Here is a 22,169-nt window from a genome sequence, read left to right as displayed (position 1 = left end):
CCACAACGGTATGCTAAGAACAAAAATGCCGTTCACTCTTAAGTGAACGGCATTAGCCTTCATGGCTCCTTTTTTATTGCTTGCTCGACAGCCCAATGCATTCAAAACACCACTTATCGCCTACTTTTCGTACCAACCTCCAATAAATATCAAAAAAACCTCATTTAGGTGCAATTAATTCACCGCTTTGACGGTCTGTTGCTAGGATGGCAGAGGCTCCTAGTAATTGATTGAATTTACTATTGAATTTACTATTGAATTAGAAATTATTTCAGAAACAGATAGAATAACTATTATGCCGTGTTGATCTTTCGTTAGCCACGAAAGGTCAACACGGCCAAGGGAGTTCGACAATACAATGCTCTTGCCCGTTCGCTACCAAATGGAAAAGTTTATGAACAAGATAGTAAGTACGTTAGGAATCATGGCAACCGTTGCATACAGCGCAACCATTTATGCTGATGAAGCAAAATCAACCGATAGCTGGAACCAAATTGAACAGCAGGCAGAGGGAGAAACTGTCTACTTTCACGCTTGGGGCGGAAGCCAAGAGATCAATCGTTACCTACAATGGGCAGGCAAGAAGTTACAGAGTGACTACGGTGTTACCTTAAAGCATGTCAAAGTAACCGATATTGCAGAAACCACCACTCGCTTACTTGCAGAAAAAGCGGCAGGCAAGAACAGTGAAGGCAGTGTCGATATCGTTTGGATTAATGGTGAAAACTTCCGTTCGATGAAAGACAACGCGCTGTTGTTTGGACCATTTACGGAATCACTTCCAAACTGGCAGTATGTCGATAAGTCTCTGCCGATTGATGTTGATTTCTCTGAACCGACAGAAGGCCTAGAAGCACCATGGGGCGTTGGGCAACTTGTGTTCATCCATGACCAAGAGACGCTGCACAATCCGCCACAATCTTTCTCAGAGATGTTGAGCTACGCTCAAGCTTTCCCTAACCGCTTAAGCTACCCTCGCCCACCTGAATTTCACGGCACCAGCTTCATCAAGTCTCTACTGATTGAGCTAACAGACAACAACCCTGCACTTGCTAAGCCTGTTTCAGAAGACAACTTCCAGGAAGTTACAGCACCACTGTGGGCTTACTTAGATAAATTCCATAAAGTGGCATGGCGTGGTGGCAAACAATTCCCAGCAGGCACATCTGAAAGTATTCAACTTTTGGATGATGGTCAGCTCGATTTAGCCATTACCTTTAATCCAAACTCTGTGTATTCAGCACAAGCGAGTGGCCGATTAGCGGAAACCACCAAGGCTTATGCTCTTGAAAGCGGCGCTTTATCTAATATTCACTTCCTTGCGATCCCTTGGAATGCCAACGCAACTGCAGGCGCTCAAGTCACCATCAACTTCTTGTTGAGCCCGGAAGCACAATCGCGTAAAGGCGACCTTAATGTTTGGGGCGATCCTTCAGTGTTGAGCAGCAAGTACTTAACCGGTAGCGCTAAAAACACCCAACAATTTAAATCAATTGATGAACCGCACCCTAGCTGGCAAAACGCGCTCGAGAAAGAGTGGCTTAAGCGATACGGTAACTAAACTTCATGCTACGCGCTCTATATTTTGTTGTTATAGCTGTGTGCATTATCCCTACGATTCCTGGGGTAGCGGGAGTAGTGGCTTCGTCACTGAGTTTCATCCCGCCCCTAGGTTTAGAGGAGCCCTCACTCAACGGTTTTAGCCAAGTCTTCCAATGGGTAGGGGCTTGGCACTCGATTGGCTTAAGCCTAGGTTCAGCGATCGCCAGCAGCTACATTGCCTGCTTCCTGACTTTTTGTATTCTTCAAGCATCTTGGGGAAACAAGTTTTGGAGAAAGATTGAGTTAACGCTATCGCCAATGCTTGCTATTCCGCATGTCGCTTTCGCCATTGGCTTTGCTTTTCTATTTAGCCCAACGGGGCTTGGCGCAAGAGCCGTGCACCACATACTCGGCGAATCGGCTACCAGTTCTGAATTAGCTTTGTTGGTCAAAGACCCTTACGCGTTCGGTCTCATCATCATGTTGGCGCTCAAAGAAGTCCCGTTCTTATTACTGATGAGCATATCGATACTTCAACAAATTGATGTAGAACGTATAACTAAGGTGAGCGCTTCGCTAGGCTACAGCCGCTCTCAGATCTGGTGGAAGTGTATTTTCCCACAATGGTTTACCAAACTTCGCTTCCCTATGTTGGCGGTACTTGCTTACAGCGTGTCGGTTGTCGATATTGCCCTGATCATTGGCCCAACCAACCCGCCGACCTTTGCCGTTTTGGTATGGCAATGGTTTAACGACCCAGACCTTAATCTATTACCACGAGCTGCCGCTGGCGCGATCGTTTTATTCGGTTTGGCTTCGTTGATCATCGCCTTAGCGCGTTTAATCGAATGGGCAATTCTGAAGTACTTTAGAACTTGGCAATATTCAGGCAGAACAGGCATTAACCTTCCAGGAAAAACGATCTTCGCAGTGCTTGCTGCATTGTCACTGCTGATCATTCCACTAATGGGGATCTGGAGTATTGCCCAACGTTGGCGCTTCCCTGATTTACTTCCAAGTCGCTACAGCATGCGTTTTTGGGAATTTGAGTGGGATGGCATCATGAGCACCGTCGGGCAAAGCTTATGGATTGGTCTGATTGCGGCTTCAGTCGCTTTGTTGCTTGCGCTGGTAGCTCATGAGTACCGAATCAAATACAAGTGGCAAGTTCCGGGCTTCATTATCGCTATCCCAATGTTGATACCTCAACTCTCGGTGTTGTTCGGCATGCAAGTGACCACGCTTTATATCGGCAGCAGCGCCTATGAGTTCTGGGTAATTTGGGCACACGTATTCTTCGCCTTCCCATTTGTGTATTTATCTTTAGATGGCCCTTGGAAAAGCTTCAATGACGGCCTAATAAAAGCCTCGCTGAGCCTTGGTAAATCGCCATTTCAAAGTTGGTACTCAATCAAACTGCCTATCTTGCTTCCTGCGATTGCCTTTGCTTGGGCGGTCGGGATCAGTGTGAGCTTGGCTAAGTACCTGCCGACGTTAATGCTCGGTGCAGGTCGCATTAGCACTATCACCACAGAAGCCGTTGCCCTAACCAGTGGTTTCGACCGCAGGGTGACAGCAATCTATGCCATTTGGCAGGCCCTATTGCCTCTGTTCTTTTTCTCTTTAGCGATATTAGTCAGCCGACTTCAACTCAGATATCGCCGTCTTACTTTTAAAGGTTTTCTAACGAATGAGTCTGCACCTCAACGACCTCGCCATCCATAAAAAAGATGGCGTATCGCTGTTTTCAGCGCTAAACGTAACATTAGAATCAGGCCAAGTATTGGCTTTGATGGGGCCGAGCGGCTGCGGAAAATCGACTTTGCTAGACGCCGTAGCGGGGCACTTAAGTGAAGAGTTTTCGTATTCTGGCACCGTTGTGTTGAACGATGTTCAGCTGGATAACCTACCTTCACATCAGCGTGAAGTCGGTATTCTTTTTCAAGATGACTTGCTGTTCCCTCACCTCAAAGTATGGGAGAACTTGGCGTTCTCTCTGCCTAATTCAGTTAAAGGTTCCGCTCGCCAACAACAAGCGATGGCCGCATTAAAAGACATTGAGCTGACCCACTTGGCAGAGTCTTTCCCTGATCAGATATCCGGTGGCCAACGAGCAAGAATAAGCTTAACTCGTATGCTGTTAGCGAAGCCTAAACTGGCTTTACTTGACGAACCGTTCAGTAAGTTAGACCAAGAACTCAGAGCCCAATTTCGCGATTGGGTATTTGAACAATTGACGAAAGCGAATATCCCTACGTTAATGGTCACGCACGACGAAGCTGATGTGCCTCAAGGGGCGCAAGTACTGTCTTGGCCATGGAGAAGTCATCATGCTGGATAAGTACTCCATCAAGGTCATTAAATGGCCATTAAACCAATCAGCTAAGTTACTAAACCAATTTGGTATCACAGCGAATCAAACCACCTTGTTTGGCTTTCTGGTAGGGTGTTTAGCATTTCCTGCGTTGGCATTTCAACAATACGAATGGGCTTTAGGGTTCATTGTATTTAACAGAGTATGTGACGGACTGGATGGGGCTTTGGCTCGAATCCAAGGCATCAGCGATGCGGGCGGCTTCCTCGATATCAGTCTAGACTTCCTTTTCTATTCGTTAATTCCTTTTGGCTTTGTGATTGCGAACCCAGAGCACAACGCCATTGCTGGTGCGTTTCTGATCTTCTCTTTTATCGGCACTGGCAGCAGCTTTTTGGCGTTTGCCGTGATGGCAGGCAAACGAGGCATCGAGAACCCAGTCTATAAACATAAGTCTCTGTACTACATGTCTGGGCTAACCGAAGGCACAGAAACTATCGCTTGTTTCATTGCTTTCTGTATTTGGCCTCAACACTTTGCAGTTATCGCTTATACCTTTGGCGCGGCGTGTTGGTTAACTACGTTTATGCGTATTTATTTTGGGTTCCAGACACTCAAGACTCAGCAAGAGAGTTAGCAATCTAACGACAAAAACAAGATACAAAAACGCCGCTCAATATGAGCGGCGTTTTTTCTAACTGATGTTTAAAAACAATTAAGCGTCAGCAGAAGCATTAATCTTAAACCTCAGTACCTTAAGGCTTGAATCAAGGTCAACATCGACAAACTCAGGCGGGTTGTCTAAACGCTCAATGAACTCAACGCTTGGCGCTTCTTCTGCCATCGTCTCAATTAGGAAGTTTGGTGATACTGCTGGTGAGTTGACACAAGCAATCACTTCACCACCTTCTGTTAGGAGCTCAGGCAAACGACGTAAGATCTTTTTGTAATCTTTAGTTAAAGCAAAGCTGCCTTTTTGGAACGAAGGCGGATCGATGATCACTAGCTCGTAAGGGCCGCCTTTCTTGATTTTTCCCCACGACTTGAAGATATCGTAGCCAAGGAAATTAACCGAGCGCATATCGTGTTCATTCAAACGGTGGTTATCACGGCCTTTATTCAACGAACCGCGAGACATATCCACGTTCATGCATTGACGAGCGCCACCAGCGATAGCCGCGACAGAGAAACCACAAGTGTATGCGAACAGGTTAAGAACATTCTTATCCTTAGCATTATCTTGTACCCACTGACGACCATTGCGCATGTCTAGGAACAAACCGAAATTCTGATTACGGCCAATGTCTAATTGATACTTAAGACCATGCTCAACCACAACGGGTGAGTCATTGAGTTCGCCCCATAAAACCTCTGAAGGCGCGCCATCGGCATAACGGTGTTGCAGAACAATACTTGTGCCCTGTTTTGCTTGCCAGATGTCTTTATTAGTCAGATCAACCAATCCAGCTTTAAGAGATGATAAAAATTCGTCATCCACCTCTTTGAATACGTTAACCAATAACTGCCCATCAACCCAATCACATGTCAGTTGATCTAGGCCCGGCCAAAACTTACCACGACCGTGAAAAATGCGGCGTAGTTCATTCGGCACTTCATTAAGTTGCTGTTCAATATGACTAAAAAACAGAGGTAAAGCTGATGCTTCCATTATTTCACTCACTTAGTATTTAGCTTCGGCCAAGTTAATGACCAAGGTTCAAGCCAACTGTCTAAACCAGTAGACACGGTCTCTTGATGCCACTTCTCACCTAAGGAATCGAGGTTCCTTGGGTCACAGACATATTCGTAGGCTTGTGATTGATAGGTAAATCGAATCGCGAAGGCATGCAGATATCCTCTGTCAGCCTCACTCGATGGATTATAAATAGGGTCACCAACAATGGCTGAGCCGATCGACTTCATTGCAACACGGATCTGGTGTGTGCGCCCCGTATAGGGTTTACATAAAAGTAGACGCTCGCCGGGTTCAGCGGTTGCAGATAAAAACTGGGTAATCGCTGGATTTTCTTTACTTGTCAGCAGTTTCCAGCTTGAACGTCGTGAACGCTCCATATCACCTGAGATCAACCCCTGCTTTTTCTTTGGCTTCTTCGAACCAATCGCAAGGTAGTACTTCTCTACTTCACGCTTTGCGAATAGCTGTGAAAGCTCACTCGCTGCCGAGGCATTCTTTGCTAACAGCAGAATACCTGAGGTCATTTTATCGAGGCGGTGAACGAGATATAACTTCGGCTCATTAAGCGCATTAGCGACTTCTTGCAGCAACATGGTGTCACCATCGTCTTTGTGGACGCTGACTCCTGGGTGCTTATTAATGAGTAAAAAATCTGAATGGTTCAGAAGAATGTCGAACATGTAAAGGCTAGCTCCATTGTAGAGCGTGGAGTATACCGTGTCTGAACCCAGATTCCAGCTACGAAAAAGCCCAACTAACTCAATAAACATTGAATCATTGGGCTTCTTTTTAATTGTTCGCTTTCGGTAATACCAAATACAATCGCAATGCCAGACAACACCATAATGGTACGTTCAATCGTGGTAAACGACTCGGTTAATACAAGCAGTGATTGCTCTGTATCCGCACGCTCACTTGCTGATGCTTGATCCAGTAAGTTTTCAACTGGGATTAGGTTGCTCTCATACAAAGAACGAAGCTGCTGGATATTCGATAACAGCGCAGATTCATCGTTGATCTTAGGTACAAGCTTCGATTCAAACTCTTGAGTGAAGCGTCCCATTAGCTCTTCGATTCGCTGAACACGACGATGGTCTTCTGAGCCTCGACTCTCTAAACGTTTTGCTTCTGCGATGGCTTGAGCAAATTCGTTCTTATTCGAGCGGTAATCATTGAGTGCATTGTCGACCTGAATAATCGCACCCAATGCATCTCGGTAGACGTCTCCTGCTTCATCTATCAGAACAAGGTAAGTAACCGTACCCGGCACATCATCCATTCTAATTTCATCAGCGCTCTTGTGAGCCCCAATCACTTCTATCCACACAATACTGACTAACGTGATAAGCACCGCCAATATAGAGCCAAAACCGGCATACAGTTTCTTTCTCACTGACAATTTCACACAACACCTACCTAAAAAATACAGGCTCAATTGGCCTAACCGATAAGTATATCGGCTATCACACGGATAACTTTTGTGAATGTAAGCCTTTTATTTTTCGATGATAATTAAGTTAATAACATAAAAAAACGGGAGCCAATGGCTCCCGTTTCTTAACTTACTGTAACTCGCGATTGTAGCTTCTTAGAATTATGGTTTCTTAGAACTATAGCTTCTTAGAGATGATCGCAGAGCCAGCAATGATACCAATACCTAGTAGCATGATTGCACCTTTACCGCTGTCGAAGCCAGAAGAGATACCCATGAACGCTACGATAGCGATAGCTACTGGGATGATGTACTTAACTAGTGTGTACCATAGACCGAATAGTGGGAAAGATACTTCACCGTCGTTAGTGATTTCTTTCTCTAGGTCAGCACGGTTTAGTCTCCAACCAGCGAAGATACATACCAACATACCGCCAACTGCTAGGAAGATCTTATCTGTTAGTAGGTCGAAGATATCGAATGCGCCAGTACCAAACAATGTTGGACCGAATCCGCCAAGTGATAGAGAAGCGAAGATACATAGAATCGCCATTACTACACTTGCAGACAGTACCGCAGTCACACGCTTCATGCCTTTCTCATCGATTAGGTAAGAAACCACAACTTCAAGTAGAGATACTGAAGAAGTTAGTGCCGCAACACTTAGACCAACGAAGAACATAAGAGCAAATAGAAGACCAACTACGCCGCCCATTTCAGCGAATAGCTGAGGAACAACAACGAATACTAGACCAGGACCAGCTGCTGGTTCCATACCGAATGCGAACATTGCAGGGAACATTGCAACACCAGCTAGGATAGCTACGCCTGTATCCATCGCAGTAACCATTGCAGTAGTTTGAACTAGGTTCTCTTTCTTCTTAAGGTAAGAACCGTATGTCAGCATACAACCCATACCAAGACTTAGTGAGAAGAATGCTTGACCTAGTGCAGCTAGGATTACACCGCTGTCTACTTTAGAGAAGTCAGGGCTGAATAAGAATTCAAGACCAGCCATCGCGCCCGGAAGCATGATGCCTTTGATTGATACCACGATAAGGATGATGAAAAGAAGTGGCATCAGAATCTTACCCGCTTTCTCAATACCACCAGAAATACCCTTCATAACGATGACAACGTTAAGTAGTAGGTATAGGCCCATCCACATAAGTGGTTGAACTGGGTTTGAGATAAAGCCACCGAAGCTGTCGCCGATTGCTTCAGGTGCGTCTAGTAGACCACCAGCAATCTTACCGATGTATGCGATAGACCAGCCACCTACTACAGGGTAGAAACCCATGATAAGTAGACCACTGACTACGCCGATAACACCAGCGAACGTCCAACGACGGTCAGTCGATTTAAATGCACCTACTGCTGATTTTTGCGTATGACGGCCAATCGCAAATTCAGTCAGCATGACACTGAAACCAATGAAGATTACAAAAAACAGGTAAATTGCAACGAATGCACCGCCGCCACTTTCGCCTGCTGTGTATGGGAATTTCCAGATGTTACCTAAGCCAACAGCAGAACCTGCTGCAGCCATTACGAATCCTAATTTCGAACCCCAGGTATCGCGGGGTGTTGTGGTTGCATTACTAGTAGCCACGTGTACTCCAAACTTTTGTGTTATGTGATGTTGTGTTTTGCTTTGGGTGGCGTCTTTAAAAGATAAGGTGTATAAAAAAATTTACACACCTAAAAGATTTGATTGACGCTCGTTATATAGCAAGTAAACCAGTTTAAGAATAAAATTGGAAGTGCGAACAGTACATATTTCGTTACCAATGTAAATTTTTATGGTTAAATGCCGACTTTTCGTACAAAACAATCGTTTTCTTCTTAAGTTAACTAAAACTTAACAACTTTCACCTATTTACCTTTTTTACTCTATTTTGTAAATAGTTGATTCCGCAAATTCCCATATTGGCAAAATAGCATTACTATCTAAGTGTCTCTTTTTTCGAGTAATCAATGTGGAAAAGCTCTACCATTTTTTAACTTTGGCTTCTGTTGCTTTGTACTGGATCCTCGTAGCCGGTGTGACTTTCCGTGTCGTACTAAAACGACGCTCTGTGAGTGTTTCTCTCGCGTGGCTGATGGTTATCTACATTATCCCGATTGTCGGAGTAGCTTGTTACTTCCTTTTCGGTGAGCTAAACCTAGGTAAGAAGCGGGCTGAGCGCGCGCACCGCATGTTTACTCCCTTTGGTGATTGGTTCCGTCAATTAAATGATTGTCAGCTCCACCTTCCCGGCAAAGTCGGATCTCCCATCCACAAAATCGATGAGCTTTGTAACAACCGGATGGGCATTCCTGCGCTCAGTGGAAACACACTTTCACTGCAATCGTCACCCAATGAGATCTTACACACAATTATCGAAGATATAGAAAACGCCCAGACCAGCATCAAGATGGTTTTCTATATTTGGCACCCCGGCGGCCTAACCGACTCCGTCGCTTCAGCACTCATTCGAGCAGCGAAACGCGGCGTTGATGTTAAAGTTTTGCTCGATTCTGCAGGTAGCCCTCGCTTCTTCAAAAGCCATTGGCATTCAATGATGAAAGACTCTGGCGTTCACGTTGTGCAAGCATTAGAAGTTAGCCCTTGGCGTATTTTTTTACGACGCCTCGATTTGAGGCAACATCGTAAAATCATTGTCATCGATGAAACCATTGCCTACACCGGCTCAATGAATATGGTTGACCCTGCTCATTTCAAACAGAACTCAGGTGTTGGTCAATGGATCGACGTAATGGTGCGCGTGACTGGGCCGACAGTTAATGTTTTATCTGCGATTCATGGTTGGGATTGGGAAGTTGAAACGGGCGTACGCATTCTTCCAGATCTACCGGAGTGTGCTGTCGAAGAAATAAAGACTCATCACCCAGTACAAGTGGTTCCGTCTGGTCCGGGTATGCCGGAATATTTGATCCTCCAAGTTTTAACCATTGCGATTAATCAGGCGAATCACTCTGTTCGTATCACTACGCCCTACTTTGTACCCAGTGCAGACTTACTAGAGACACTAAAAATGACCGCGCAGCGTGGTGTGAACGTTGGACTGATCATTCCCCACAACAATGACTCTTTGATGGTCAAATGGGCTTCTCGCGCGTTTTATACCGAACTGCTTGAAGCTGGCGTGAAAATCTATGAGTTTTATGGTGGCCTTCTTCATACCAAGTCAGTAGTCATCGATGAAGAGTTCTGCTTGATCGGAACGGTCAATATCGACATGCGCAGCTTGTGGCTGAACTTTGAAGTGACGCTTGCCGTTGATGATGTGCACTTCACTCAGCAGCTATCTGAATTACAGCAATCCTATATTGATTCTTCTCATCCCGTTGAATTGGAAGAATGGGAAAAAAGGAACCTGAGAAACCGTTTCTTTGAAAGGCTTTTCTACTTATTTAATCCGCTCCTCTGATGTAAACAAAATCGTGAATACATCGAAACATCAAATCTATCACGACTTTTATATCTATCGCTTTTTAGCCTTTCATTGAAAAACTCACTGAAAAGTTAAAAAGCGAAAGAAAACCGTAAAAACTCCACCTCTCCTCTTGCTTTGATGCCTCCTCGCGTGTTTTAAATAGAACATAACCGTTCGATAAGGAATTCACAGCATGTCCGAAAGCAAAACCACCAAACTCATCACTGCAGGCCGTGATAAGAAGTGGACCAATGGCGTCGTAAACCCACCCGTGCAACGCGCTTCAACTGTTGTTTTCAACACAGTAGAAGAGAAACGCAAAGCGACCGTTAATCGCGCGAACAAGACACTTTTCTACGGACGCCGTGGCACCACGACTCATTTCGCATTTCAAGATGCAATGGTTGAAGTTGAAGGCGGTGCAGGCTGTGCTCTTTACCCTTGTGGTACTGCAGCCATCTCAAACGCAATCTTATCGTTTGTTGAAACCGGTGATCACATCTTAATGGTCGATACCTGTTACGAGCCGACCCGTGATTTCTGTGACACCATCATGAAAAAGATGGGCGTAGAAACGACTTACTACGAGCCAACGATTGGCGAAGGCATCCAAGATCTTATCAAGCCAAATACTAAGGTACTGTTTACCGAATCTCCAGGTTCAGTCACCATGGAAGTTCAAGATGTTCCGACTCTGGCTCGCATTGCTCACGAACATGACATCATCGTTATGCTTGATAATACTTGGGCGGCTGGTGTGAACTTCTCACCGTTTGATTTCGGTGTTGATATCTCGATTCAAGCCGCGACTAAATACATCGTGGGTCACTCTGATGTAATGCTAGGCACAGCTGTTGCCAATGAGAAGTGCTGGGATCAGCTGCGAGAGCAAAGCTACTTGATGGGACAGTGCGTGTCTCCAGATGACGCTTATCTTGGTCTTCGTGGTATTCGAACTCTGGATGTTCGACTTCGCCAACACGCTGAAAGCAGCTTGAAAGTCGCGAAATGGTTAGAAACACGCCCTGAGGTTGATCATGTTCGTCACCCGGCCCTTGAGTCTTGCCCCGGTCATGAATTCTTCAAACGAGATTTCACTGGCGGTAATGGCCTGTTCTCATTCGTTCTGAAAAATTCAAACCCACAAGCGACGACAGCTCTACTTGATGGTATGACACACTTCAGCATGGGTTACTCATGGGGTGGATTTGAGAGTTTGATTCTTGCTAATGAACCAAGCAGCTTTAATAGCCTAAGAACCGTCGCGAATCCTAATTTCGAAGGAACACTAATCCGCGTACATATCGGATTAGAGGATGTCGATGATTTGATTGCCGATCTCGAGGCTGGCTTAGAGCGTTACAACGCTTTGGTTTAAGTTAAACAATAAACAAGCTTCTACAAAAAAGGCAGGATTCACCCTGCCTTTTTTATTTCAGTAAACTCTTAACGTAAACGTTACATAGCTATTTCTGTACCTTGAAACATACCCAATTAAAAATTTCGAAGCGGTTTTTATTGAATAGATAAAGTGAGTCCTCGGTAACAATAGCAGAGTAGTCGACATTCAAACCCTCATACGAACTATACTCTTGATTAATAACAGGATCATCAGTTTCAGTTGTTGGCGAATAATCAACAATAGAGATAGACAACTCTCCATCTTTTAACGAATAACGACCAGAGGAATGGTGCTCCAATTTACTCACTTGACCATCCTTCCCTTCAATCTTCACCGACTCGGTAATCATAAACGTATCATCGGATTGGAAAGTAAAAGTCATACGTTCATACAAGGATTGATAAGGTTGAAATGCCTGCGTCATAAATCCTGTTTTAATGGTTTTACAATGCCAACGAGTGCCCGCTAATTCGTTCCTATCAATCATGAAACTTGCCGCTGTCAGTACTAATACCACTAGTAAACCAATTATTCGCAAAAGTAACTCCTTTGAGCCATGTAGGTTACAAGTGAATCAAAAGCTGACTCAACTTCGAAAATTGATGAAATATAGTTAAAAGCTTCACCATTTTCCCTCTGAACTAACATATACATAGCGTCATTTTCTGGTTGGCTAACCGACGGATAGATACGGACAAAGACATCGACATTACAATGACTAGGAATCACTTGTATCAATTTCTCAGTGATGGCGGGCAACGAGTAGGCTTCATTGCGCACAATGTGGAAAAAGTAGTGATTGGTTTTGTGTACGAAGCTGTCGCGATAATCACTTTTATCAACAAAGTATGGCACTGGTTGATAATAAGCCTGAAGAACATTAAATAAACTAACTAACACACAGGCAAAGGCTAAAAAGTAGCCTGCACTGACTAAATGGCGATGTACAAAAAGCTTGAAGATCGACGAAGAAGCCTTAGCTGAACCATTCGTACTATCTGTCGACAACGGAGTTTCCCTAACCTCTTCAACGTTTCGTATTGCAGGTGTAGACATAACATGGTTTTGATCATCTAACGGCTTTTTATCCGGTGACTTGCTTGATGTTTGTATTTGATTTGTCATCACTGACAGCGGCTTAAGATCTGCTTGAGAGGATGCTATCGGAGACGTTTCTGGCAAGAAGTCCGCATCTGGGGTTAGCGCTTTGGGCTCTGCAATTATAGGTTTAAATGATCCTTCGATCTCCAGAGAATAACCCGTTTTACTGACGGTACGAATCGTCGCACAACCGCAGGTAACTCTGTTAAGTGTTTTTCTAAGCTTAGAGATCACGTTGGTCAACGCTTGCTCAGAGACAATCACATCACCCCAACACTTTTTGAATATCAGACCTCGTTCAATGCATTCGCCGACGTTTTCTAACAAGAACAGGAAAACCTTCCCTTCTAACGGCGCGATAGTCTCTACACGGCCATCCTCACGCACAAACTGCCTAAGTAAAGGATCATAGCTAGCATCACATATTTGGTAGTTTTGTTGATTCACTATCGTTGTCTACATTAGAATTCGGCCGCATATGATATTGAATAGTTTATAAATGGCCAGTGAAATTTCCAGTTTTCACTCAATTATTTCGCGACGATAAATAACAATTTTATTTATATGGGCAATCAATCATATGATCGTTAACCATTCCTGTAGCTTGCATAAACGCATAGCAGATTGTTTCCCCTACAAACTTGAAGCCTCTTTTTTTCAAAAACTTGCTCATCGCTTTTGATTGCTCGGTAGAAGCTGGAACTTGAGACATCTCTGTCCATTGATTATCAACCACCTTGTTATCAACAAACTGCCACAACGCGTTAGACAGAGAACCGAACTCCTTTTGAAGCTCAAGTGTCGCTCGGGCATTGTTATAGACAGAGGCGATCTTGCCCTTATGCCTAACCACATCAAAGTTCTCAATAACGTTTGGCACATCGTCTTCGTTCATCGACGAGAGTTTATTAAGATCATAATTATCGAAAGCTGCACGATATCCTTCTCGCTTCTTAAGTATCGTGATCCAGCTAAGGCCGGCTTGTGCACCCTCTAAGGTAATGAACTCAAACAAAACTTGGTCATCATAAACCGGTACACCCCATTCCTTATCGTGATACTCCCTTTCAAGCTCGTGCTTAAGCGCCCATGCACATGTTCGATCCGATGCAGCTATTTCCATTTTAAGCCTCTCTATTTAGGGTCTGTTGGCCGTTAGCCATTAGCCATTAGCCATTAGCAAAAAATAATGCCCCATTAAGGGGCATTCATTCTTAGGGTAACTGATACTACCTTACTTCAATTTTATGAAATAAACGGTAAAGCACAGGAACAACAATTAGTGTCAGTACTGTAGCAAAGCCCAAACCAAACATTATTGTTACCGCCATTGGTTTGAAGAAGATATCAGGCAGTAGTGGGATCATACCAAGAATGGTCGTGATCGCCGCCATACATACCGGACGTACACGACTCAATGCCGCATCCACTACCGCTACATACGGATCTTTACCTGATTTCATCTCAATCCCAATCTGATCGAGCAATACAATACCGTTCTTGAGTAGCATTCCCGATAGACTCAAGAACCCTAACAGCGCCATGAAGCCAAAAGGTGTGTTTAATGCCAGTAGGCCCGTCGTCACCCCTATCAAGGCAAGTGGTACGGTTAGCCAAACAATCAGCGGCTCTTTCACTGAGTTGAACAGGAACACAGTGATCAAGAACATGAACAAGTAACCCAAAGGCATCGTCGTAAACAATGATGCTTGCGCATCGGCCGACGATTCATATTCACCACCCCATTCAAGTGAATAACCCGGTGGCATCTCGATCGCTTCAATTTGTGGCTGCAAACGCTTTTGAAGCGTTGATGCTGTTTCTTCACCCAATAAGTCCGGGTCAGCCATAACCGTTAGCATACGCTTACGGTTCTTACGAATGATCAACGAGTCTTCCCACTCTAGCTCATAACCTAACGTCACTTGTTGTAGCGGAATGTACTCACTTAATGCAGGGCTCCAAATCTTCATTCCTTCGATGTTACGAATATCAATACGCTCATCTTCCGGCAATCGCGCCACGATAGGCATCAGCGTCGTACCATCACGGTACACACCAATCGACTTACCTGAGAATGACATCGCTAGGAAATCATCAACGTCAGACTTGGTGATACCGTAACGACGCGCTTGGCTTTCATTGAACTGAGGCTCTAACACCTTAGTTCTTTCACGCCAGTCATGACGAATGTTAAAAGCACCTGAATCCGCACGCATCACATCCATTACTTGAGAGGCAATAGAACGAAGAATCGTTGGATCGGAACCGACAATACGAGCTTCAATTTTTGCGCCGCCGCCTGGACCTAATTCAATCTGTTTAAGTTTGTAGTCAATCTCAGGGAATTGCGTATCAACATGTTCACGGAAACGAAGCATAAGCGCTTCAAGTACTTCATAGCTCTTTACACGAACCGTTATTTCGCCGTACGCGCTATAACTTTTCTCCGGTGAATAGGTCAACATAAAACGCTGTAAACCTTTACCCGCAGTGGTTGTGATGTGCTCAGATTCCTCTTGCTCCGATAACCAGTTTTCCAGCACTTTAAGTTTGGTGTTGGTCGCTCGGATATCCGTCCCTTCAGGCATCCATACATCGACTTGGAACATTGGTGTAGTAGAAGATGGGAAGAAAGCTTGTTTTACAAAACCAAAGCCGTAAACGCTCGCACCCAAGCCGATAACCAAAACAAACATGGTTAACCAAGCTCGTTTCATACAAAACTCTAGGAAGTTTTTGTAGATAACGAAAACCATCCCGTTGTATGGGTCTTTGCCTTCACTCTCAGGATCAACCTTCTGACCTTTGAAGAAAATATCTGCGAAAAACGGGGTAATCGAGATCGCAGTAAACCAACTCAACATTAACGAGATCAGTAGAACCGTAAACAAGGTGCCACAGTATTCGCCCGTCGAGTCTTCAGATAGACCGATTGGAGCAAAAGCCGTAACCGCAATAACGGTAGCACCGAGCAGTGGCCATTTTGTTTGAGTGACGATATCAGTAGCGGCCTGCATCCGGGATCGTCCCTTTTGCGTGCCGATCAATATCCCTTCCACCACCACAATGGCGTTGTCCACCAGCATCCCCAAGGCAATAACCAATGCGCCTAGTGAGATACGCTGAAGATCGATTTTGAAGTACTGCATGAAAATGAAGGTACCGAAAACGGTCAATAGCAGTATCAAACCAATTAACAAGCCGGAGCGAAGCCCCATAAAGAACAGTAGTACGATAATTACGATGGCAACCGCTTGTCCAAGGCTGACAACAAAACCACTAACCGACTTATCCACTTCTTTTGGTTGGTTATAGACCTCTGAAATATCTATTCCAACGGGCTGTTGATACTTAAGCTCTGCCAAACGTCGGTCAAAGGCTTCACCTACCGCCACCACGTTCACGCCTTGAGCAAAAGACACCCCAAGGTTGAGGGCCAGTTTTCCGTTGTAACCAATGATATTGGTAGGCACTTCAACATAACCGCGCGTTACGTCAGCGACATCTTTTAAGTAAATAAGCCCTTGAGCGCCACCTTCAGTCAGAATCAAATCGCCGAGTTGTTCAACGTTTTGAAATTCTCCCGTTGGGTGGATACGTATATATTCATCGCCTATCCGAACTGCACCAGCACTGGATACAATATTTTGGGTCGATAGTAGATTGAAGACGGTACTTGGAGAGATCCCAAGTGAGCTTATCCGTTTCATCGATATCTCAATGAAAACCTGCTCTTGCTGTTGACCGGAAACAGAAACTTTACTGACCCCATCAACCAGTTCCAGCTCTCGCCTTAGGTAATCAATATAATCGAGAAGCTCTTTATAACTGTAACCATCACCTGTCACGGCAAGCAAAATACCGTAAACGTCACCGAAGTCATCAATGACCTGAGGGTCATTCACCCCGGGCGGTAATTCCACCTTGAGATCGTTCACCTTACGACGCAATTCATCCCAAATTTGCGGAAGATCGTCGGGGCCATAGTTGTTTTTCATGGTGACCGTAACCTGTGACAGGCCACGACTTGAAATAGAGTTAACTTCATCCACATAAGTCAGCTGTTGTATCGCCTTCTCTAGTGGGTAGGTCACTTCCTCTTCCACTTGTTGCGGAGTAGCACCAGGATACGAGGTAACAACCATTGCATCTTTAATCGTGAAGGCTGGATCTTCTAAACGACCCAAGCCAAAGAATGCAGAAACACCACCAATCAGAAAGATCAGCGATAGCATCCAGCTAATGACTTTGTTACGTATAAAGTAAGACGCAACACCTGTGATCTGGTCATCACCTTGCGGAGCGTCATTTTGAGGCTTGTTATTCACTTCACTCATCGTTCGTCTCCTGAGGCAATACTTCCACTGTCATTCCATCACGCAATCGTGATACGCCCGCAACAACGACATGCTGCCCCATTTCTAATCCTTTAATAATTTGTAATGTAGTCTGGTTTGCTTTGCCTAACACGACTTGCTGCTTAGAGACAGTATCGTCATCGTTAAGAACCCATACGTAAGAATTTGTACGAGTGAGGTCATCCCCATCGGCATTGAACACCGCTTCAATTGGGATAAGCACGCCTGCCTTCAGCTCAAGGCCGATATCTCTGCCGTGCGAAGTTACTTCAACCGCCATACCATCAAGAATCAAATCATCTTTAGGCATCGGTAATGCTAACGTTACGGTGAACGTCCCAGTGCTTGGATCGGGCTCAGTCGTAAACTCTTTTATTCCTGCTGGGTACTCATTGCCGCTTGGCACCCTCACTAAAGCTTCAACGTTTGACAAGATCGTCTCGTTGGGTTGGTTTACGTAGATTTGATCCGGAAGTTGTATAATAACTTCCACATCTTCAACGCTGTGAATATTCACGATCTGTTGGCCAACTTGAATATTTTCATATTGATCAACACTGACACGCGAAATAATCCCATCAACAGGGGCACGAAGTTTAGTGAACGACAAACGCAGTTTTGCCAATTCTAACTCGGCGTAAGCAATTTGGCGTTGAGCTGCAATCTCATCGAACTGAGACTTAGCCAGTAAGCCTTTTTTAACCAAAGGGCTCGAACGTCTGTATTGGCTATCAATTACGGTGTATCTCGCTTGAGCGTTGTCCACATCTAATTGGTAATCAGTCGGATCAAGCTCAGCAAGAATGTCGCCCTCTTTTACGCGCTCGCCTTCTTTAACATCCAGCTTAAATATCTCACCTGCCACTCGAAAGCTAAGGTGGGCTTTTTCAGCAGCGTTTGCGACGGCTGGGAAGTAGAGTTTGTCATTAAAGTCGAGAACCGAAATTTCGACCGCTTTGACGAGAGGAAGCTTGTCGGATTCAGTGCTGGTCTTGTCTTTACAAGCCGTCAGTAAAGCTAGACAGGATAGGCCGAGAGCCATTTGAATTGTCTTCATGCTACAGCCCCCTTTCCTTGATCCACTCGCGAACCTTAACGCCAGATTCAAGTCCGTTAACACCAGAAGTCACCACGCGGTCACCATCATTTAAACCCGAAACAATATGACGCTTTTCGTCGATCACAATCGCAACTTCTTCAACAATGCCGTCGTTATTCACGCGCCATACAGAGACATCGTCCCCGTCAGTCATCATCGCAGAGGTTGGAATCTTGGTTGCCGCTGCTTGTGCAGACACCAGTTTCACAGTCCCAGACATGCCCGGCAGTATGCCAATATCAGTAGGTCTCTCCATTATCATGGTGACTTTGTAAGAGCCTGTTTTTGGATCCGCTTCGGTATCGACCTCTTGAAAAGTCAGTTCGTAAAAATGTTCTGGAAAAGCATCGAATACCATGGTCGCGTCTGTTTCAAAACCTGAAGAAAAGCGAGTAATTAATTGGTCAGGTAATAGGAAGACGACTTTGAGGATTTGATTGGTTTGAATATTCATTACCCCTTGCTTTGCCGCAATATACTCGTGGTTTTCAGCAGGAATAATAGAAATGGTGCCCTCATAAGGCGCAATCAATGTGGTGTAGCGTAAGTTAGCTTTCGCTTGATTCAGTACAGCTCGAGCAGAATTGTGGTTGGCTTTCGCTTGATCAAAATCTTGCTCTGAGACCACTCTATCTTTACGCAGTTTAATCGCACGCTGATACTGCACATCGGCAAGTTTGAAGTTAGCTCTGGCTTGTTTCTCTAGTAGCTGATACTCATCAGGATTGAGCATCGCCAGTTTTTCGCCTTTTGATACCTGTTGCCCAGCAGTAACATCGAGCGTTTGTAATAAACCTGGAACACGAAAGGCCAAGACAGCTTTATCGCCCGCTTCAGTGGTGGCGGGGAAATTTCGTTCAAAGGCATTATTACCAACGGAGACAGTGAAAAGTTTAGCAGGTCTTGATTCGGGCTCAGGAACAGGAGGCAGCTCCTTACCACACCCAGATAACCCGGACAGGGTTGCCAACAGGACTAGGGAGGCTTTGTACATGGTGATCATCCATATCTATAAGTATCTTATTAACATAGATTAATCACATGTAAGTTACCAGTTATGACAATATTTATTTAGACAAAATTATTAAAAAAAATAACGGCTTGGGATAAATTTTCCTAAACCGTTCTCTATTATTTTTAGGCTAACACACTACATGTTCTTAAATGCACGATCGACTTTAAATGTGTCGGAAGTAACATAAGCTTCCATGTTGCGTACACTGGTCTCTAACGTCTGGAAATCACCCTCTAAAGTGCCCAATAAAGACTCTGCAGTTTGTCCCTTTTCCCAAGGCTTTTGCTTCAGCGTGTGTTCTTGCTTGGCTTTCATTTGGTCGACATACTGAGGTGGTTGTTTTTCCAGCATAAATGTTAAAGCTAAATACGCTAACAAGACCAGAAAGCTACCACCAAGCAGTGCAGCAGAGATAACCAAGATACGAACCAACCAAACTTCAAGGCCAAAGTAATTCGCTAACCCTGCACACACGCCCGATAATTTTCCGTTAATGGGATCGCGATACAATTCTCTACTCATAGTTTCGTCTCCAGTTTGGCGACTCCGCATCCAGTATTTTTTCCAGGGTTTTTACACGGTCTTGCATGGATTCAGCTTGCTCAGAAAGCTTATGCAAGCGCTGAAGATCGGTTTCTGAAAGACCATTACTGGATTTCTTCTTGCTGCGGTAATGTAAGAATAACCATAGCGGTGCCACGAAGATCAAAAAGACAATCAGTGGACCTGCAATTAGAAATGTTGACATAGACAACTCCTAAAATTATTTATCGCGGTTTTCAACTTGTTGCTTCAGTTTCGCCAGCTCTTTTTCGATTTCATCTTGAGCTTGTAGATCTGCAAACTCTTGGTCTAAAGATTTTGCGTTACCCGTTTTGGCGTAAACGTCCGCTTCAGCTTCTAATTCGTCCACTTTACGCGAGAATTGCTCAAACTTCGCCATTGCTTCGTGGGTTTTGCTTGAATGTAGATGCTTTTGAACATCACGACGATTGCTTGCCGCATTATTACGAATCATTAGTGCTTGCTGCTTTGCACGTGTTTCTGCGATTTTGGTTTCAAGCTTGCCAATCTCACTTGTCAGCTTTTCGATGGTTTCATGAACCAAAGTTTGCTCGGTATGAAGACTTTTGATGATGTCTTCTAGCTTTTGCTTTTCGATTAAAGCGGCTCTTGCCAGATCTTCACGTTGCTTAGTTAGCGCGAGTGTCGCTTTATTTTGCCAATCTAGAATCTGAGTTTCGATAGCTTCAACTTTACGCGCTAACTCTTTCTTATCTGCGATTGCTTTTGCTGAGTTTGTGCGAACCTCAACCAGCGTGTCTTCCATTTCTTGGATAATCAGGCGAATCATCTTTTCAGGATCTTCAGCCTTATCTAATAATGCACTGATGTTTGAATTTACAATGTCTGCAAAGCGAGAAAAAATACCCATGAGGAACTCCTTAATTACAATGATGGCAAATGTGCTTTAAATCGATGTTCGATTTCTCAATCCACTTGCTCACAAATTTACGTTTGTTGTTAAACCTACCATAAGTAATCCAAGTAGCGTGCCAACTTTTAAGCTATTTATTTTCAATCACTTACAATAAAATTGTGATTAACGCGAACCATGCTATGATGAATTTAACCAAGTATTGGTATTTTTCACCACTACTCTCTTACTTAAGCGATTTAAACAAAGCTCTCTGACTCACATCAACCAGTGTTCAAACCTCACAAGGACCCGCTATGCAGCAGAATCTTATTGGTGAATCCCCAAGCTTTCTCTCTGTGTTAGATAAAGTTTCTCAATTAGCACCAATCGAAAGACCGATTCTGATCATCGGGGAGCGTGGTACAGGTAAAGAGCTGATCGCGCAAAGGTTGCATTACCTTTCAAGACGCTGGGATCAACCTTTGATCTCGCTGAACTGCTCAACACTCAGCGAAGGGTTGATAGATTCAGAGTTGTTTGGTCATGAGTCTGGTTCCTTTACTGGTTCGAAAGGTCGTCATCAAGGTCGATTTGAAAGGGCTGAAGGCGGAACACTGTTTCTTGATGAGCTCGCGACCACTCCCCTTTCCGTTCAAGAGAAGCTATTACGTGTTATTGAATACGGGCAATATGAACGTGTCGGCGGACAAAAAGCTTTAAGTGCCAACGTAAGACTGGTTTGTGCGACCAACGCTGACTTGCCAGATATGGCATTAAGGGGCGAATTCAGAGCCGATTTATTAGATAGACTGGCGTTTGACGTAATTACTATCCCTCCTCTTCGAGAACGAAAAGAAGACATCACGCTGCTAGCGGAATACTATGCTATTAAGATGTGCCGTGAATTAGAATTGGAGCTGTTTGTCGGTTTTGCTCCGTCTGCCGTTGAAGCACTGTTAGATTATTCATGGCCAGGGAATGTGCGAGAACTCAAGAACGTTATTGAGCGCGCCGTCTATCAGCATGGCAAAGATCCATATCCCATTGAATCTTTAGTGTTTAACCCATTTAAACCCGCTTGGAAAATAGATCAATATTCCACGCTGGAAATTGGCAATGAGCCTTCCAAAAGCCATACTTCATCAGAGAGCACGTTTTCTTTGCCGCTTGATTACAAAGCATGGCAAGAACAACAGGACATCAAGCTACTCAATCAAGCCCTAAAACAGAGCAAGTACAACCAGAAACAAGCCGCAGAATTACTTGGATTAACATACAACCAATTACGTGGAATGGTGAGGAAGTACGCGATTGTCGGACAAGCTAACGATAAATAGCTGTCTACAC

Annotated in this window: 19 protein-coding genes and 1 pseudogene; 7 read left to right on the top strand and 13 right to left on the bottom strand. The window is 44.5% G+C overall.

What is annotated here, in order from left to right:
• Positions 1–394: 394 nt before the first annotated feature.
• Genes ED652_RS16560 through ED652_RS16545 form a run of 4 tightly spaced genes read left to right on the top strand, consistent with a single transcriptional unit; the run spans position 395 to position 4,493 of the window.
• Complete coding sequence (locus ED652_RS16560) at positions 395–1,561, top strand: ABC transporter substrate-binding protein (RefSeq protein WP_122055518.1); 1,167 nt, start codon at positions 395–397, stop codon at positions 1,559–1,561.
• Between the two features lie 5 nt (positions 1,562–1,566).
• Complete coding sequence (locus ED652_RS16555) at positions 1,567–3,267, top strand: ABC transporter permease (protein WP_122055517.1); 1,701 nt, start codon at positions 1,567–1,569, stop codon at positions 3,265–3,267.
• Positions 3,233–3,883 (top strand): ATP-binding cassette domain-containing protein, encoded by a 651-nt coding sequence (locus ED652_RS16550; protein ID WP_122055516.1) that lies wholly within the window; start codon positions 3,233–3,235, stop codon positions 3,881–3,883. Before ED652_RS16555 ends, ED652_RS16550 begins: the two co-directional genes overlap by 35 nt.
• A complete protein-coding gene (locus ED652_RS16545; protein ID WP_017105690.1) occupies positions 3,873–4,493 on the top strand; it encodes a CDP-alcohol phosphatidyltransferase family protein in 621 nt (206 codons plus the stop codon). Before ED652_RS16550 ends, ED652_RS16545 begins: the two co-directional genes overlap by 11 nt.
• 78 nt (positions 4,494–4,571) lie before the next feature.
• Here the strand turns inward: ED652_RS16545 and ED652_RS16540 are convergent, their stop codons facing one another.
• The 4 genes and pseudogenes from ED652_RS16540 to ED652_RS16525 all read right to left on the bottom strand — a co-directional run bounded on the left by ED652_RS16540 (position 4,572) and on the right by ED652_RS16525 (position 8,596).
• Positions 4,572–5,525, bottom strand: coding sequence for a class I SAM-dependent methyltransferase (locus tag ED652_RS16540; RefSeq protein WP_122055515.1), 954 nt, complete (start codon positions 5,523–5,525; stop codon positions 4,572–4,574).
• 8 nt (positions 5,526–5,533) lie between these two features.
• Positions 5,534–6,232 carry a TIGR01621 family pseudouridine synthase gene (locus ED652_RS16535; protein WP_122055520.1) on the bottom strand — a complete coding sequence of 233 codons (699 nt, stop codon included), beginning with the start codon at positions 6,230–6,232 and terminating at the stop codon, positions 5,534–5,536.
• A gap of 131 nt (positions 6,233–6,363) precedes the next feature.
• Positions 6,364–6,957: pseudogene (locus ED652_RS16530) on the bottom strand (methyl-accepting chemotaxis protein); the annotation flags it as partial.
• A gap of 205 nt (positions 6,958–7,162) precedes the next feature.
• Positions 7,163–8,596, bottom strand: a complete 1,434-nt coding sequence (locus tag ED652_RS16525; RefSeq protein ID WP_076671411.1) for a sodium-dependent transporter — start codon at positions 8,594–8,596, stop codon at positions 7,163–7,165.
• 367 nt (positions 8,597–8,963) lie between these two features.
• Between ED652_RS16525 and cls the strand changes: the two genes are divergently transcribed.
• Both cls and ED652_RS16515 read left to right on the top strand, forming a co-directional pair.
• Complete coding sequence (cls, locus tag ED652_RS16520) at positions 8,964–10,418, top strand: cardiolipin synthase (RefSeq protein ID WP_122055514.1); 1,455 nt, start codon at positions 8,964–8,966, stop codon at positions 10,416–10,418.
• Positions 10,419–10,617: 199 nt separating this feature from the next.
• Entirely contained in the window at positions 10,618–11,802 is a 1,185-nt protein-coding gene (locus ED652_RS16515; protein ID WP_076671408.1) for a cystathionine beta-lyase, read from the top strand.
• Between the two features lie 88 nt (positions 11,803–11,890).
• Here ED652_RS16515 and ED652_RS16510 read toward each other — a convergent pair whose 3' ends face one another.
• The 9 genes from ED652_RS16510 to pspA all read right to left on the bottom strand — a co-directional run bounded on the left by ED652_RS16510 (position 11,891) and on the right by pspA (position 20,837).
• Complete coding sequence (locus ED652_RS16510; protein ID WP_083717837.1) at positions 11,891–12,364, bottom strand: hypothetical protein; 474 nt, start codon at positions 12,362–12,364, stop codon at positions 11,891–11,893.
• Entirely contained in the window at positions 12,355–13,374 is a 1,020-nt protein-coding gene (locus ED652_RS16505) for a winged helix-turn-helix domain-containing protein (protein ID WP_122055513.1), read from the bottom strand. The genes ED652_RS16510 and ED652_RS16505 overlap by 10 nt, the downstream gene beginning before the upstream one ends.
• A 109-nt stretch (positions 13,375–13,483) precedes the next feature.
• Positions 13,484–14,050 carry a DNA-3-methyladenine glycosylase I gene (locus ED652_RS16500; RefSeq protein ID WP_099166383.1) on the bottom strand — a complete coding sequence of 189 codons (567 nt, stop codon included), beginning with the start codon at positions 14,048–14,050 and terminating at the stop codon, positions 13,484–13,486.
• A 106-nt stretch (positions 14,051–14,156) separates the two neighbouring features.
• Entirely contained in the window at positions 14,157–17,267 is a 3,111-nt protein-coding gene (locus tag ED652_RS16495) for an efflux RND transporter permease subunit (protein WP_122055512.1), read from the bottom strand.
• Complete coding sequence (locus tag ED652_RS16490) at positions 17,260–18,345, bottom strand: efflux RND transporter periplasmic adaptor subunit (RefSeq protein WP_122055511.1); 1,086 nt, start codon at positions 18,343–18,345, stop codon at positions 17,260–17,262. Before ED652_RS16490 ends, ED652_RS16495 begins: the two co-directional genes overlap by 8 nt.
• Before the next feature lies 1 nt (position 18,346).
• Entirely contained in the window at positions 18,347–19,381 is a 1,035-nt protein-coding gene (locus ED652_RS16485) for an efflux RND transporter periplasmic adaptor subunit (protein ID WP_122055510.1), read from the bottom strand.
• A gap of 156 nt (positions 19,382–19,537) precedes the next feature.
• Positions 19,538–19,924, bottom strand: coding sequence for an envelope stress response membrane protein PspC (gene pspC, locus ED652_RS16480; protein WP_032499058.1), 387 nt, complete (start codon positions 19,922–19,924; stop codon positions 19,538–19,540).
• Positions 19,917–20,150, bottom strand: a complete 234-nt coding sequence (pspB, locus tag ED652_RS16475) for an envelope stress response membrane protein PspB (RefSeq protein ID WP_009848775.1) — start codon at positions 20,148–20,150, stop codon at positions 19,917–19,919. Before pspB ends, pspC begins: the two co-directional genes overlap by 8 nt.
• A 15-nt stretch (positions 20,151–20,165) precedes the next feature.
• The gene (gene pspA / locus ED652_RS16470) at positions 20,166–20,837 is read right to left on the bottom strand and encodes a phage shock protein PspA (RefSeq protein ID WP_004734604.1); all 672 of its coding nucleotides are present in this window, start codon (positions 20,835–20,837) and stop codon (positions 20,166–20,168) included.
• Between the two features lie 299 nt (positions 20,838–21,136).
• Between pspA and pspF the strand changes: the two genes are divergently transcribed.
• Positions 21,137–22,159, top strand: coding sequence for a phage shock protein operon transcriptional activator (gene pspF / locus ED652_RS16465; protein ID WP_122055509.1), 1,023 nt, complete (start codon positions 21,137–21,139; stop codon positions 22,157–22,159).
• Positions 22,160–22,169: the final 10 nt, after the last annotated feature.

This window comes from Vibrio sp. Evd11, assembly GCF_900382755.1.
GTDB classification, from domain to species: domain Bacteria; phylum Pseudomonadota; class Gammaproteobacteria; order Enterobacterales; family Vibrionaceae; genus Vibrio; species Vibrio lentus.
This window is presented reverse-complemented; position numbering and strand designations above follow the sequence as displayed.